This window comes from Pedobacter sp. GSP4 (assembly GCF_051857575.1).
Classification (GTDB): domain Bacteria; phylum Bacteroidota; class Bacteroidia; order Sphingobacteriales; family Sphingobacteriaceae; genus Pedobacter.
On record NZ_JBPZIR010000004.1, the window covers coordinates 396500 to 411586 of the forward strand.

13 protein-coding genes are annotated in these 15087 nt (G+C 40.0%); 4 read left to right on the forward strand and 9 right to left on the reverse strand.

Annotation, left to right across the window (positions count from 1 at the left end):
* The first annotated feature begins 100 nt into the window (after nt 1–100).
* From ACS5PU_RS12555 to ACS5PU_RS12565, 3 genes are read left to right on the forward strand one after another with little or no spacing between them, the layout of a single operon-like run.
* A complete protein-coding gene (locus ACS5PU_RS12555) occupies nt 101–2878 on the forward strand; it encodes a TonB-dependent receptor domain-containing protein (RefSeq protein WP_439459515.1) in 2778 nt (925 codons plus the stop codon).
* A gap of 23 nt (nt 2879–2901) precedes the next feature.
* Nucleotides 2902–4161, forward strand: coding sequence for a right-handed parallel beta-helix repeat-containing protein (locus tag ACS5PU_RS12560; RefSeq protein ID WP_439459516.1), 1260 nt, complete (start codon nt 2902–2904; stop codon nt 4159–4161).
* Nucleotide 4162: 1 nt separating this feature from the next.
* Nucleotides 4163–5239 (forward strand): phytase, encoded by a 1077-nt coding sequence (locus ACS5PU_RS12565; RefSeq protein WP_439459517.1) that lies wholly within the window; start codon nt 4163–4165, stop codon nt 5237–5239.
* Between the two features lie 70 nt (nt 5240–5309).
* Here the strand turns inward: ACS5PU_RS12565 and ACS5PU_RS12570 are convergent, their stop codons facing one another.
* Nucleotides 5310–5906, reverse strand: a complete 597-nt coding sequence (locus ACS5PU_RS12570) for a GIN domain-containing protein (RefSeq protein WP_439459518.1) — start codon at nt 5904–5906, stop codon at nt 5310–5312.
* 265 nt (nt 5907–6171) lie between these two features.
* Between ACS5PU_RS12570 and ACS5PU_RS12575 the strand changes: the two genes are divergently transcribed.
* Nucleotides 6172–7071 (forward strand): glycerophosphodiester phosphodiesterase family protein, encoded by a 900-nt coding sequence (locus ACS5PU_RS12575; protein WP_439459519.1) that lies wholly within the window; start codon nt 6172–6174, stop codon nt 7069–7071.
* A gap of 25 nt (nt 7072–7096) precedes the next feature.
* Here the strand turns inward: ACS5PU_RS12575 and ACS5PU_RS12580 are convergent, their stop codons facing one another.
* The 8 genes from ACS5PU_RS12580 to ACS5PU_RS12615 all read right to left on the reverse strand — a co-directional run bounded on the left by ACS5PU_RS12580 (nt 7097) and on the right by ACS5PU_RS12615 (nt 15083).
* Entirely contained in the window at nt 7097–7510 is a 414-nt protein-coding gene (locus tag ACS5PU_RS12580) for a hypothetical protein (protein WP_439459520.1), read from the reverse strand.
* A gap of 168 nt (nt 7511–7678) precedes the next feature.
* On the reverse strand, nt 7679–8233 hold the full coding sequence (locus tag ACS5PU_RS12585; protein WP_439459521.1) for a WcaF family extracellular polysaccharide biosynthesis acetyltransferase: 555 nt from the start codon (nt 8231–8233) through the stop codon (nt 7679–7681).
* Nucleotides 8234–8264: 31 nt separating this feature from the next.
* Nucleotides 8265–8840, reverse strand: coding sequence for an exosortase Y (gene xrtY, locus ACS5PU_RS12590; protein ID WP_439459522.1), 576 nt, complete (start codon nt 8838–8840; stop codon nt 8265–8267).
* 18 nt (nt 8841–8858) lie between these two features.
* Nucleotides 8859–9719 carry a glycosyltransferase family 2 protein gene (locus tag ACS5PU_RS12595; RefSeq protein ID WP_439459523.1) on the reverse strand — a complete coding sequence of 287 codons (861 nt, stop codon included), beginning with the start codon at nt 9717–9719 and terminating at the stop codon, nt 8859–8861.
* Complete coding sequence (locus tag ACS5PU_RS12600; protein WP_439459524.1) at nt 9716–11119, reverse strand: XrtY-associated glycosyltransferase XYAG1; 1404 nt, start codon at nt 11117–11119, stop codon at nt 9716–9718. The genes ACS5PU_RS12595 and ACS5PU_RS12600 overlap by 4 nt, the downstream gene beginning before the upstream one ends.
* 13 nt (nt 11120–11132) lie before the next feature.
* Entirely contained in the window at nt 11133–12545 is a 1413-nt protein-coding gene (locus ACS5PU_RS12605) for an exosortase Y-associated Wzy-like protein (protein ID WP_439459525.1), read from the reverse strand.
* A complete protein-coding gene (locus tag ACS5PU_RS12610) occupies nt 12535–13779 on the reverse strand; it encodes a glycosyltransferase family 4 protein (protein ID WP_439459526.1) in 1245 nt (414 codons plus the stop codon). Before ACS5PU_RS12610 ends, ACS5PU_RS12605 begins: the two co-directional genes overlap by 11 nt.
* Nucleotides 13776–15083 (reverse strand): glycosyltransferase, encoded by a 1308-nt coding sequence (locus ACS5PU_RS12615; protein ID WP_439459527.1) that lies wholly within the window; start codon nt 15081–15083, stop codon nt 13776–13778. The genes ACS5PU_RS12610 and ACS5PU_RS12615 overlap by 4 nt, the downstream gene beginning before the upstream one ends.
* Nucleotides 15084–15087: the final 4 nt, after the last annotated feature.

Below are 15087 nucleotides of genomic sequence, written 5' to 3' on the forward strand. Positions count from 1 at the left end.
TGTAACGCTGTTGCCTTTATGTAACCCTCATAATTTTGGGGTATAAACTGGCGTATACATCTTTGCCCCGTCAATAAATAAAAAGACATTACCAAACAAAATGAACAAACTTTTACAAATTCTGTTTTTTCTTGTTTTTTGTGCGGGCACAGCCAACGCTACAAAAATAAAAGGGCACGTTTACGATAAGCAAACCGGTGAGGCCATAGTTGGGGCCACAGTGGTGCTCGAAAACCCTAAACGGGTAACCAACACCGGCCTCGATGGTACTTTTGAGTTCAAAGGAGTATCAACAGGTTCTGCCAAAATCAGCGTAAGTTACATTACGTATAAAACCATTACCAAAACTTTTACAGTTGAAAAAGAAGACAATGAACACTTAAAGTTTTATATGGAAAGTGATTCAAAAAGCCTGGATGATGTTACCATTAAAACCAATGCCGTAGCCGCTACAGATCAGGGTGCGCGCCGTTTGGAGAAAAATGCAACACAGATCATGAACATCGTATCAGGCAGGGCAATCGAAATTTCTCCCGATTTAACCGTGGCCAATATCACCCAGCGTGTTTCTGGCGTTTCTATTGAGCGCAACAGCAACGGCGATGGTCAGTACGCCATACTACGGGGCATGGATAAAAGGTACAATTACACCCTCGTTAATGGGGTAAAGATTCCAAGTCCCGATAACAAATACCGTTACGTACCACTCGATTTATTCCCAGCCGACTTACTGGAACGTTTAGAAGTATATAAAACGCTTACGCCAAACCTAGAGGGCGATGCCATTGGTGGGGCCATTAACATGGTAATGAAAAACGCACCCGGTAAGTTTCAGGTAAACGCCAACCTTTCATCTGGTTACAGCCAATTGTTTATCGACCGTAAATTTGCCAGTTTCAATTCGGCTGATATTCAGTATAAATCGCCTTACGAGCTAAACGGCAAAAATTATAATGCCACGCAAAACGATTTCACTAAAGGAACGCTTGATTATAAATATAAAAGCCCAGCACCTAATTTAATCGGTAGTTTATCCATCAGCCAAAGGTTTTTAAACAATAAACTCGGTGTTGTGTTGGCCGGAAGCTATCAAAATACTTACCGCGGCAGCAACAGTACTTTCTACAATAATGCAGTTGCGGGTACCGATGCCTATGCCGTAATTACCAGCAAAAGCTACCGCGAATTTTCAGAGCAGCAACAGCGTACCGGTTTGCATGGTAAGGTTGATTATTCGTTTAACAAAAACCACCAGTTAAGCCTTTACAACGTATATGTTAATTTAAAAAACCAACAGTTGAGAGATGCTGTAAGTACCACCTACAATGGCGTTTATAACCCAACAGCAGGCAATGCAGAACTGGTTTACGATACCCGTAGCCGTTTAACTGAGCAGCAGATTTACAACAGTACTTTGCACGGCGACCATAAATTCTTTGACGATAAATTCAAGCTGCAGTGGTCGGCGGTTTATTCTTCAGCTAAAAACGATGTACCCGAAAACACCAGTATCAGCTTAAATGGCGTGGAACAAAATTTCCAAAGCAGGCGTACCAGTTTGGTAAACACCAATCCCGTTACCCGTAGGTGGGAACGTAACACTGACGAGGATTTGGCGGGTTACTTGGATCTTACTTATCGCTTTACCTTGGGCGAAAATAAACTCGATATCATGGCCGGTGGTTTATATCGCGATAAACAGAGAAGCAGTTTTTTTAACAATTATAACCTGGCACCAAGCGCTAACGATGCCAAGAAATTATATGGTGTAGATTTTCAGAATTATACCGATTTAAACCTGGTAGTGAGCAATCCAACAGGGGCCGTGGCCAATTCGCTTACTTATGATGCATCAGAAAAAATTGCTGCAGGTTATGGTATGTTTAAATACAGCTCGGCTAAACTCGAACTGATTGGAGGTGCCCGTGTAGAACATACCAATCAGGGCTACAACCTGCTTTTCCCGGCAGGAGAAACTTATCCGAAAGGAAATCAGGTATATACCGACGTTCTGCCAAGCCTAACAGCCAAGTATTTCTTAACAGAAAAAGCACAATTGCATGCCTCTTACTACAAAGCGCTAAACCGCCCTGGATTTTACGAAATTGTTCCCGGTAAAGTGGTTAACGAGGAATTTCAGGAGCGTGGCAATCCAAACCTGCAACGCGCCCTGGCCGATAACTTCGATTTACGTTACGAGCTTTTTCCAGGTGCATCAGAACAGTTGTTGATTGGTACGTTCTACAAGCGAATCAAAAACCCGATCGAATATACTTTCCAGGCCGATGCCGTTCGCGGACAGGATATATACTACACGCCTGGCAATTTTGGTACAGCCAATAACTATGGCGCAGAAGTAGATTATATCAAATATTTCAACAAAATCGGTATCAAGGCAAATTATACCTATACCCACTCCCGTATTGTAACACCTAAAACAACCCGCACCATTAACCCTACAACTGGCGATATCCAGGCACTTTCGGTTGAGCAGGAACGCCCGCTTTACGGTCAGTCTGAGCATATTGCCAACGTATCCCTATTGTTTAAGGATACGAAAAAAGGCTGGGATGCACAGCTTGCTGCTGCCTACACCGGCTCGCGTATCAACACGGTTTCTCAGTTCCTAAATAACGATTTATGGCAGAAAGGTTTCATCCAGATGGATGCATCAGCAGAGAAAAGATTTAAAGGTGGAATAAGCGTTTTTGTTAAAGCCAATAACATTTTAAATACACCTGCAAAATTATTCATCAAAGGTACCAACCCTGAGAACAACAAAATCAACGAAGATTTGGTAAAGGATGGAAATACCCTGATCAGAAGCGATTATTATGGCCAGAACTATTTAGTTGGCTTCAGATATAAGTTTAATTAATTGAATTTTAAAAAGATAAAGACATGAAATCAAATCAGATTTTTAAACTGCTTATATTGGCCTTGCTGGCGCTGGCAGGGTGCGAAAAAGCCAACATTGATGTAGATACCACCGCGGTAGATGGCTCGGCTATTGGAGAAGTTTCTGGCGTTTGGGCAAGAGGGAGTACCCAGGTCATCAAAGGGGATATCATTATTCCCGAGGGCAAATCGCTAACCATCGAAGAAGGCGTTACCGTATTAATGGATACGGTGGCCAAGCCCGAAATTATTGTAAAAGGAAATCTATATGCCTTAGGAACGGCAGAGAACCCGATTAAATTTACCGTTAACGAATTTTACAAAACAGCCCAAAAGAAATTTGGTAAACTTTGGGGCGGTATTTTAGCTGGGCCAACCTGCGAAGAGCTGGTTTTGGATCATGCCATTATCGAATATGGCGGCGCTACCACTTCCGATGCTTCAACTTCGGTTAAAATGGGCCTTTACAAAGCTGTAGCTGGCGAAAATCTTCCGGCACTTTGGTTCTCCAATGCAAAAGGCAGATTGGTAGTGCAAAACAGCATATTCAGAAACCTGCAGGAAGACTGCACCTACATTGAGGGTGGAAGAATAATTTTTGCCAATAATGTATTTTACACCACAGGGGTAACAGGTGGAGAGGCCATGAATTTTAAGTCGGGATGTTTGGCAGATATAGCCTACAACTTGGTTTACAGCACCAATACCAATGCGCTAAAATTATCAAACAGTGGCGATAAAACACCACAAACTTATATTATAGCCTATAACAATACCATGGTAAATACCGGCTGGAGAAGACCAACGGCTAAAGGAGGTTCAGTTTGGTTGGAAAGTACGGTCCGTGCCGATCTGTTCAATAACCTGTTCGCCAATACCCGTTTCGGTATAAAAAGAGATCCAAAGAAACCAGAAGATGCCCGTTCTGCCTACAGCAACAACTGGTACTACGGATACGACCAGGCTACAGTTAACCAGTTTCAACCGGTAGGCGATATTATTGGCGGCAAAAATGATGTAATTGGTACCGCTGCAGGTGCTAACGACCCAAAATTTGTTAATTATCCGGTAAATACAGCTGTTGGCAATGCCGATTTTAACACCGCCTGGGATTTTCATTTACAGGGAAATTCTCCTGCCTTGGGCAAGGGGATCACCAATTTTACCCGCCACCATGCCGCTGGCATCGTAATGAAAAATGGTATTACTTATATTTCACCGGCGCCATCTACTTTTGTAGGTGCTTACGGTACTAAAATTTAAAATGAAGAATAGAATTATTATCCCCATTGCAGCAATTGCAATTTTAACACTGTGCTTTTCCTGTAATGGAATTGCACAAAAAGCAGATAGTACTGCCGTAAAGCCGCTTTATGTTTCAGAACCCGTTGATTTTGATACCGATGATCCTGCCATTTGGGTTAACCCGGTTGATCCATCACAATCGTTGGTAATCGGTACCGATAAAGATGCAAAAGGAGGTCTGTATGTTTTCGACCTGAAAGGAAAAATCATTAAATCCAAAACAGTTAAAGGTTTGCAAAGGCCCGATAATGTTGATATTGCTTATGGATTAGACCTGGGAGGGAAAAAAACAGATATCGCCATAACAACCGAAAGATTGAGCCATAAACTCAGGATTTATTCCCTGCCAGACATGAAACCGGTAGATAATGGCGGGATTCCGGTATTTGTAGGCGAAACAGCTAATGAATATCGCGATTTAATGGGCATTTCGATGTATACCGATCCTCAAGGGAAAATTTACGCTATTGTTGGCCGTAAAACCGGCCCAAAAGAAGGTGGTTACCTGTGGCAATACCTGTTAAGTGACGATGGAAACGGCCATGTTAAAGCCGATTTAGTGCGGAAATTTGGCAATTATAGCGGTAAAAAAGAAATCGAAGCCATTGCCGTTGATAATGAACTGGGTTTCGTTTACTATTGCGATGAACAGTTTGGCGTACGCAAATATTATGCAGATCCGGCCAAAGGCAATAAAGAACTTTCGCTATTTGGCCAGGGAGATTTTGCTGTAGATAACGAAGGCATTGCCATTTATAAAACGGCAGGCAACAAAGGTTATGTTCTGGTATCCGACCAAGGCGCCAGACAGTTAAAGGTTTATGCTAGGGAAGGTAAAACAGGGGCGCCTAATCAGCACCCGCTATTGGCTACAATCAAATACTCGGCTAACCAAACCGATGGAATTGATGTGGTATCAGTACCTTTAAATGCCGATTTTAAACATGGCTTACTCGTAGCCATGAGCGATGATAAAACTTTCCATTTCTACCGTTGGGAAGATATCGCAGGGAAAAACCTGACTATCAATCCCTAATTTGTTTTGAAGATACATCACAAAAAAAAGCGGCTCATTGGGCCGCTTTTTTTTGTTAAAATGCTGGTGTTTATTTTGCAAGCGCTGCAGTTTGCACTGTTGTTTCAGGGCTGCTCATTTCTGTTTGCAATGAAGCAAATTTATCGAGGTTAAGTTTTTGGGTATTGCCCATTACCAAAGTGTGTTTTTTAGTTGCTCCAGTTAATTTTAAATCTGCATTGCCTTCAATAACAGTGTATAAACTCTCTGTGTCCGAGTTGATTTCGGCAGCTGCGTTTCCTTTTAAAAATACCTGAAGATATTGGGTATCTAACTGTCCGGCTGTTTTTACTACAGCATCGCCCGATGCCTGAACCCTGGTAATATGGTTAACGTACACAACAATTTTAGCTGGTGCGTTATCTTCAGCGGTGATTTTTAGATCGTAACCATCCTGCATCACTTTTACCTTTCCGGTATTGTCGTCTGCATAGCTAATGCCTTCTGTTTCGCGTTGGATAAGCGTAACCTCTACATTGCCACTTACCATCACTTTAGTGAAATTTTTTGGTGCCGAAACTTTTACCGGAGTTTTTTCGTTGGCTGATACCTGAGCAGTAAATAAAGTTGTGCTTAAAACGATAGCTGCTACTAATGATTTTGTTAGGGTTGAGATTGAAGTTTTCATAATGTTTTTATTTATAGTTTTATATAATATTTTGTGATTGTTTAATAATAAGACGACGATCCACCACAAACGTTTCACGGGTTTGGTCTGTATTATACCAACGGCTGTAAGTTCTCGACGAACACCGATTTAAATCGGGCGAAAACCAGTTCATTTTTTATCGGTTTAAATCATTTGGCCGCCTTGATATTAAAGTTAACCTTGGCTAAATATGCCCTTAACCACTTGTTAATAGCTTTGCGCTAAAATTTTAACCCAAAAAAGTATGAAACGTGATTTGCTGACCAGTGTAATTTTACTTGTTGTTACTGCTTTCGGTGCTTTGGCGCAAAGTCCGGCAGAAAAACTTGATGCAGTTGTAAAAGGCAGGAGCAAGGGAATATTGGTGGCTGCACATCGTGGCGATTGGAGAAATGCACCCGAAAATTCATTGCAGGCACTTAAAAACTGTATTGAAAAGAAATTCGACCTGATGGAGCTCGATGTAAAAATGAGCAAAGACAGCCAAATGGTCATCATGCACGATAATACGATCGACCGTACAACAAATGGCAAAGGCAAAGTAGGCGATTATACCTTGGAGGAGCTCAGCAGGTTCAGGTTAAAAAATGGATTGGGCAGGTTAACCCCACATCCGATTCCCACATTGCGCGAAATGATGTTAGCAGCAAAAGGCAGAATACTCATCAATGTAGATAAAGGAAATGATCACCTTGATCTGGTTTTTAAGGTGTTGAAAGAAACCGCCACCACCGATCAGGCCATTGTAAATGTTGGCGACAATATGCTTTACGGAAAACTTACAGCCGAAAACACCTTACCACGTGATGCTTATTTAATGGTTGTGGTAAATATGAAAAACAATAATGTAGATGAAATCATCAGCTCTTATGCTGTCCATCACAAAACGATAATCCAGCCTATTTTCGATACCGATACCTTGTCGTCCCTAAAATTGTTAAAAGTTAATAAGCAGAAATCGCTACTGTGGTTAAATAGCCTATGGCCATCATTAAATGGAGGGCACGATGATGATAGGGCAGTAGAAATGGGTCAAAAAGAAGAGAGTTGGGGCTGGCTGATCGGCTTTAACCCGGTAATATTGCAAACCGATAGGCCTGTCGAACTAACCGGTTATCTTAAAAAAAGGAAGCTACATCCATAACAACTAACATGTAGTCCTTCTTAAATTAAGTAGAGGAGTTTGGAATACCATTTGCCGAAATGTATTTACGTTTTTCACTCATCCATTCTTTCAGTTTTGGGAAGATAAAAAGAATGGCAAACGCGAGTATAGAAATGATGAGCTGTAAAACCAGGTTTACTTTGGTTACCGCACTGGCATCTGCCTGGCCTGCAACTTCATAAAGGCGGTAAGCACTTCTGGCAATAATCAAAATCAATAAATATTTGCTCCACGAAAACCTACGCTTAATCATAACAAAGAGTAGATAGCGCAACAACAGGATAAACAAGAGTACTACAAATTCTTGCACGCTCTCGTAATCGTAGAAAAACAGATTGATTATCCCGATTAAAAAAGTAATGAAAATAAGGTTGGAAGAAAGTGAATACTTATTCTTCCCAAATTTAAAATTTACCAACTTAAATAGCTTTACTCGATAGACATACAAATATCCTGATATTTTTTAAAATGAGGTGATTTATTATTTAACAGAATAGTAAATATTTTGACAATAATCAACATAAATTAAAAACGAGAGGCTATTAACCGCTCGTTTTTGAAATATCACTAAAAATTACTGACTGTATCAGGCGTCCAATACCCGTTCTTTAATCTTTGCTGCCGGATGGCCCTGATAAATGCCATAAGCCAATAGATTTTTGGTGGCAACGCTGCCTATGGTTAATACGCTATGACTATGCAAAGTTACGCCCGGCCCAACTTGGGCACCTGCGCCTACCCAAGCGCCATCTTCGAGAACAATTGGTGCTGTTATCAGGTCGAAACCCGAAAGTTTATAATTGTGGTTACCGGTAATGAGGATGGCCTGTTGCGAAATACAACAGTGCTCACCAACTTTTACCCAATCTAGGTTATCAATATAACATTCCGCTAACCAACTATAATTACCTATTTCCAGCTTCCATGGATATTTAACATGGATGCCAGGTTTTAAACGCACTTCGCGGCCAATTTTCGCACCGAATAATCTTAACAGAAAAACCAGCACAGCGCTTATAGGCATAATGCGGCTTTTAAAAAAGAATACATCCGTAAAGTACCACAGAAACTGTTTAACAATACCCGCACCAACACTGAAACTACCAGTGTCAAAATCTTTACGTAACTGCGTTTTTAGCAAAATTTATCTTTAGTTAATGGTGGCAATTAGGTTAAACAGCCACTAATTTATTGCTTTTTTTAATCCAGATGTACAAAATGGTGAAAATGCACACGTAAACAATAATGTTAAAAACCTCGTGGTGGTAGGTAAAGTTATTGCGTTGCGATTTAAAGAAGCCCAATAAGATACCCAATCCAGCAATACGACATACGTTTAATACATAGATTGCAACAAAGCCTATGATCAACATTTTGATGGTAGATTTCCATGAAGCTGGAAAGGCAAGTACAAATGCCGCTAAAAAACTCATTACACCTAAGCCAAGGCACGAGTAGTTTACCCGAAGGTACGGACCTGCCACCACCATTACATCCGAAGCATTATAAATGGCATAAAAGCCAAAAAGTTTAATAAGCCAAACGGCTGGTACAATCAATGCAGTTTTTAGTCCCTGTATGTAGTTGAGGTGATTGGCAATATAAGCATTGTAAAACCTGGAATCGGGGCTCATTACGCTGTTCATAAACAGGTTTCCCTGACTAAAAAATATATAAAGTAGAAATAACGCCACTACAAATTTTAATGCTTTTTTATTGGCCTGTTTTTTTGCTTCTTCTTGTGTCATATTTATCGGCATTTATAATTACGATGATCTATTTATCCTTTGTAAAGCCTTAATTTTCTTGTCAACCAGTTTCCTAAACCACAAACCCTGAAGATAATGAAATTTAATGCCTGTTGTCCCTTCAAATATACCCAGTTTAAAAAACATTCGGTAACCAAAATAAAGGTAGGGGCGAATGCCTAGGGGCAGTTTCCACCACAGTTGCTTTAGCCATGCCCGCTTTTCATCGGGGCTGCCCCACAAATTGGGTTTAAGGTGCTGTAACCTTAATTTTTGCATTCTTTCTATTTCTTCCTGCGCAACAAGGTCACTATAGCGTTCATGTTTAGCTTTCCAAAAATCAATGTCGTTTTCTTTTAGGTTTTCTTCTAAAATCCAGCCTTTTTTCCAGATTACTGTTTTGCCCCGCACAATAAACCGATGATCCATATTCTCATTCAGGTCCGAATAACCAACTCCTGTTCTAAACATCTTTAAAAGATAGAAAGGGTAGTAGGTCCCAAACCTGATCCAATGGCCTTGAAAGAAGTTTTTACGGTTAAAATAAACTCCATTTACACCTTCGAAATCCCTATCATTAAATTTTTCAAGTCTATCCAAAAGCGCTGGGGTAACCATCTGGTCGGCATCCAAGCCTATAGTCCAAGGAGTTGTTACATTAAAGTTTTTTAAAGCATAATCCCATTGTTTGGGGTGGTTTTCAAAAAGGTTTTGTTTTACCTCGGCCCCATAAACCTTGGCAATTTCCAAAGTCTTATCGGTACTTCCACTATCCAGGATAAAGATTTTGGCATTCAGTTTTTGGATAGATTCCAATAACCTCGGAAGATGAATTTCCTCATTAAAGGTGAGTATTATAAAACTAAAGTTGTTGTTCATATACGAGCGATTTCAATCACGATTAAAATGGTATATATGCTTTTATAGTATTCGAGATACTGTTTAATTAAGGTATTATCGCTAAAATCTGCGCGGATAGCTAGTGGGGCAGTATCTCTGATAAGCTGTCTTTTTTCGGTATTTAAACAGGCCGAGGTAATGTTGCGGCTAATCTCATCAGTTTCCAGCCCCGTTACCCAGCCCAGCCCTTTATCTTTAACATAATCGGCCAGGCCTACTTTTTCGCTAATCAGTACTGGAGTACCAACACTAAGGCTTTCTACCACAACATTGGCAAAGTTTTCATTATAAGAAGTAAGCAGAAGCAAATCATGTGCAGCTATCATGCTATACTTATCTTGGTTGCTAACCTGCCCAACCCAATCAATTTTGTCGTTAATTTTCAGTTCCTTAGCCAAAAGTTTTAGGCTTTGTACATACACCTCCTCACCAGAGCCCGCAAGCGTTAAATGCCAGCAGATATCTACAAGTGCAAGGGCATTAAATAAAAGCTCCAGTCCCTTTTTTTCTTCAACACGTGATAGGAAAATGAGTTTAAAACGACCTTCAGCTTGATCCTCCTCATTCGCTACCCGATAATTGCTACCAAATACTTCATACCCACTACTTGATACTTGTGCCGGCAAACTCACCAGATTCGGAATCACCCTGATACTTTTCGGCTTAACAATTTTTAAAATATCAGCTTGCTCTTGTTCACTGGTAGCATGGATGTGGCAGTATTGTAGCAGGTTTTTACCTAGCAACGTATGGATCAGTTTCTTTGATAAAGAATTGCGGCTACCAAGCGTGTAAGAGGTAAGCATTCCACGGGGAGATAGCACCACCGGAATCTTATACCATTTTGCAACCAGGCAACTCAGTACCGAAACCAAATTCCACCAGGCATGGATATGGATCACATTCTCCTCCTTCCGCGGGGTACCTTTAAGGCGGGGTGGTCCTTTAAGTATTTGGTTAGCTGTGCTTAATTGGTCACCTTGAATGCTAAGCTTGTCACCCTGAGCCTGTCGAAGGGTCTTTCTCAATCCCCACAACAACCCCGGCGAAAAATGACTATGATCTTTAGTCCACCTTTTAAAATACGTAACAGGCACTCCTTCAACTAAAACCGGAACACCAATTGGTATCTTCAGTTCAGTTTTACCATTTGCAGTTGTAGTCAATACCTCTACTTCGAGGCATTTGTTATCCAGTTCACTTGTTTTGTCATCCTGATTACCGGGCTTGTCATCCTGAGTGTAACGAAGGATCTCTTCCTTTAAAACCGCCACACGCTTATCGCCCGACAGCACTTCGCATAGTTTCGCCACACTTTGTATAGGTCCACCATAAATATAAGCTGGTTTATAAGAAGCAGTGATGTGAATGACTTTCAATTTGACTTTAAGGTTAATCAAAAGTGGGTTTTAATACCTTTATGGTTCTGAGCAGGGAAAAAAGGATCCACATAATTACATATCCCCAAAAAATATTATTGAACATAAATTCAAAATTATTACCCCGCCACATGCCCTGAAAAATACTGTTGAACATAATCACACAACCAAGTTCGTAGCCGCCAAATATTTCCTCAGCCTTATCAGATAGGTGCTGGACCAACATACCATAAAGCAGCATAAAAAAGAAAACACCGGTAATACCAAAACTCAAATACGCATCTACAATAGGGCGCGTTTTAGCCGAAACTGCAGACATTTTGCTAGCAACACCCGCATCATAAACACGTTCCATAGAAAGGGTTTCCATGTTAGGTTTACTTGGCCATAATACCCTTGGAATAAGTCCATCAAGAGAATTTCCTATTATTTCCCATTCATAAAAAGGGTGATGGCTGGGCACATAGTCTACAAATTGGGTAAACATTTCTATTTCACTCAGTCTTCTGGTTAAAAAGCCCCAATTTGTTTCTTCAATTTGTTCTTCATTCTTCGAATTCAAGTTTTCAAAGGCCTGAGTTTGTGCTTCCTCAGCACTTACTTCACCGCTCCAGCTCTGCCTTACGGTATTGTTGTACGTAGGCAGAAAATAAAGAAGCACATAAGCAACTGGGATAGCTAAATAAAGTATCAGTTTTTTATAATAGGGAAAAAACACACAGGCAATTACAATAATATTAATAATGATGGGCTCTTTATAGCCCGATAACGAGGCATGCAAAAAGTTTATGATAAAAATGGTGGCACCAATACCTAGGTATTTGATGTTTTTTGAATTAAATCCTTTAACAAACAATACTGCCGCACATGATATCCCGATAAGGGTAAGCGGAAGGGAAATCTGGCTTAGCCCCGATACCCTTTGGGCCAATGAGCCGATGCCAAACACGATGATACTGAGCCAGATTAAAAAGTCATCGTTATCAAAAGTTTTTTCAGTTTTAATGCTTAGTTTATTTTTTTGAACCAGTAGGATACCTGTAACCAATGCGGCATGTGCCAATAAGCTCATGCGTTGACAGCTGGCGATTAAGGCAGTTTGCTCGCTTTCTTTAAACTGTGCACCATAGTTAACTTCTGTTAAATACCGATAGCCTAAATGATCTAAAAAATAAAATAAAGAGGTAACGCACATAAACCCAGCAAAAATAAGCTGCGTAAGAAATATGGGGCGCATAATCTGTTTATGGATGGGTAAATCCTGCTTTATGATTGCCGCAGGAGATAGTATGGTGGTATAAAAGATAAAAAGCGAACCGAACCAAGCTACAAAATATGATACAATTGGACTATTGACCAACACATAGCAGATTAGAACCGGGAGATATAAAGTTAATATCAGTTTAGTAGGATTATTATTCTGCATGGTTATTCTGGATAGTATCAACAATCACTTTTACCTGTTTTTCGAACGACCAATCTTGGATAATTCCTTGCGATGCCAATCCCATTTGCACTAATTTATCTTTATTTTCAGTGAGTGCATTAAGTTTTTTTTTAAGATCAGCTAAATCACCTGATTTAAATATTTCTCCATTTTTGTTTGGTTGTATAAGATCTTCCGCACAGCCAACTCTTGTAGAAGCCAGTATAGCCTTTCCTGCAGCCATGGCTTCATTAACCGCAAGCCCCCAAGTTTCGCCAGGTCCCTGCGAAGGTAGACAGAATAAATCGCATGCCTGATATACAAGTGGCATTTTGCTCTGATTCTGAAAATCCATAAAATGGATTCGGCTTTTTATCATCTCCGCCCAACTGCCAACTCCCAACTCCCAACTCCCTTCGTTGTCATCCTGGGCGTAGTTGAAGGATCTTAACTCCGCTAAACCTTTAACTTTCTGCTTTAAATTCTCCTCTAACATTCCATTTCCAACAAAAAGTACATGTGTGCTTTTCAATTCAAGATTGATAAAAGCATCCAACAAAAGTTCAGGATTTTTTTTCGGCTCAAATTTTCCCGCAAATAATATTAAGATGTCTGCTGCTCCAATTCCAAATTTTTGTCTTATTGCGGTTGCTTCTTCATTTTTTTTAATCTCAAATCTGTTATTATCTATAGCATGTGGAGCAAAAACTAACTGCTTACCCTTAAGTCCAAAATATTTATAGTAAGCTCTATTCGCTTTACCAACATAAAATGCAGTATCAACATGTTTATAAACCCATTTGAGGAAAATTTTTCTGAACAATCTTTTATAGCCGCCTTGTTGATCAATTAAGGTAGAATCTCCCCTAAAATAAATTGGTGTTTTATTTTTAAAAAAGCGGAGTGCTTTTAAGTGGCTGTTCCAGGCCCAACCATAAATTAAAACCGCATCCGGCTTAAAATCTTGTACTGCTTTTAGTAGCCCCGGATTAATAATGCCATTAAAATGATGTGTTCCGGGATCTTTTGATGAGTTTTCTAAAAACTGATAGGCATAACCATTCAAAAGTGGTATGTCCCATTCAATTTGTTGACGAAAACCCTGATCATATTTAGCCCTTGATTGCTCGCCCCGCGTATAAAAAACTTTTAGCTCCAAATGTTTAGCCAATAATTGAAACACTGGAGCATAATATTGAATAGGGTGTGTGGTAATAATGGCTAGCTTCTTCATTTTTGATTTACGGCTTTGCCAAATTGTTGGGTTACCTGTTCAAACACATCAACCTGTTTTTGGGTCAAATAATTAGCAGTATATTGTGCAAATGCGCTCCAATTGGTTTGAGGTGTCCTATGCGACAAAATATCTTTAATAAAGTTTTTAAGCACTTCAAAGGCTTCTGTTGGGCTTTGGTTTAAGGTAATTAAGTGGCCTGCATTGCACTGTTGGATCACTTTGCCCGCACTACTTTGGGAATTAAAGATACCAAGTAGGTTTTTTTGCGAAAGCATATATGGGTATGCCTTAGAGGCTGTATAAGCAGCCTGGTCTGATCCAATAATAATTAAACCATCTGCATGCTGAAGGTTATTTATACTCTCATAGAAACCTATTCGATCTGTATATTCGGTAACGTAGGCAGAAATGCCAAATTCTTCTGCAACTGGAGCTATCGTTGGCGTACCCTGTCCGGCTGGGGCATAACTGGTGCCAATAAAATATAATTTAATATTTTCAAACAACTGTGGCAAGCTACCTATTCCCTGTTTTAATGCGCCAAAAAGAAGTTGAAGGCTGCTTCTCATATCTTCACCGCCACGTCCAATATATACCAGGTTGAGCTTGTTTTCTGTCTGTGGAAAAACTAGTTTCGATTCTGCATATGTTTTTTGGGCAATGGCGAAATCTAGTTCAAAGGCCCCAAAAGTGATCACTTGATGAGGTTTGTCGATTAATTGTGGATAACGTTGATGAAGTGTATCAATATAGGCTTTCGAAACGCTGATCAGGCCGTCTGCGCTTTTTAGAGCTATAGGTTCTAGATGTTTGTTTAGCCGATAAGAAAACCAATATTTTTTTGGCCTTTGCGATTTTGGTTTATCCTGATAATAATCGGTATGCCAGGGGTCTTGCATATCAATAACATAAGGTATATTGAATTTTCTTTTCCAATAGGCGCCCAAAATGCAAACAGGAAATTGGGTAGTGGAAAAATATATTAAATCAAAATGTGCTGTTTTAAGCAGTTGGTTTACTTTCTTTCGGTAATACCAAAGCGAGCGGAGTGCCACACTTCCCAGTCCAAATTTGGATGTCAATTTTTTCGAAAAAGCCTGTATGCGGTGGATTTTAGTTGAAGCAGGGATGGATTGCAAAAGGAGTGGATCTTTTACCGCATCAATGTATTCTTCACCAACTGCCACAACTTCTGCTTCCCAACCAAATTTTTCGAAGTAAGGCAAGCTCATGCGTACACGCTGCGAATCTGCAGTATTAGCCGGAGGAAAATAAGGAGAAATAATTAATACTTTTTTCAAAGAA

What these genes read in the sequence shown, in the direction of transcription:
- xrtY (WP_439459522.1), bottom strand. Translation starts at nt 8,840, where the DNA reads ATGACACAAGAAGAAGCAAAAAAACAGGCCAATAAAAAAGCATTAAAA.
- ACS5PU_RS12555 (WP_439459515.1), top strand. Translation starts at nt 101, where the DNA reads ATGAACAAACTTTTACAAATTCTGTTTTTTCTTGTTTTTTGTGCGGGC.
- ACS5PU_RS12610 (WP_439459526.1), bottom strand. Translation starts at nt 13,779, where the DNA reads ATGAAGAAGCTAGCCATTATTACCACACACCCTATTCAATATTATGCT.
- ACS5PU_RS12560 (WP_439459516.1), top strand. Translation starts at nt 2,902, where the DNA reads ATGAAATCAAATCAGATTTTTAAACTGCTTATATTGGCCTTGCTGGCG.
- ACS5PU_RS12575 (WP_439459519.1), top strand. Translation starts at nt 6,172, where the DNA reads ATGAAACGTGATTTGCTGACCAGTGTAATTTTACTTGTTGTTACTGCT.
- ACS5PU_RS12605 (WP_439459525.1), bottom strand. Translation starts at nt 12,545, where the DNA reads ATGCAGAATAATAATCCTACTAAACTGATATTAACTTTATATCTCCCG.
- ACS5PU_RS12565 (WP_439459517.1), top strand. Translation starts at nt 4,163, where the DNA reads ATGAAGAATAGAATTATTATCCCCATTGCAGCAATTGCAATTTTAACA.
- ACS5PU_RS12595 (WP_439459523.1), bottom strand. Translation starts at nt 9,719, where the DNA reads ATGAACAACAACTTTAGTTTTATAATACTCACCTTTAATGAGGAAATT.
- ACS5PU_RS12570 (WP_439459518.1), bottom strand. Translation starts at nt 5,906, where the DNA reads ATGAAAACTTCAATCTCAACCCTAACAAAATCATTAGTAGCAGCTATC.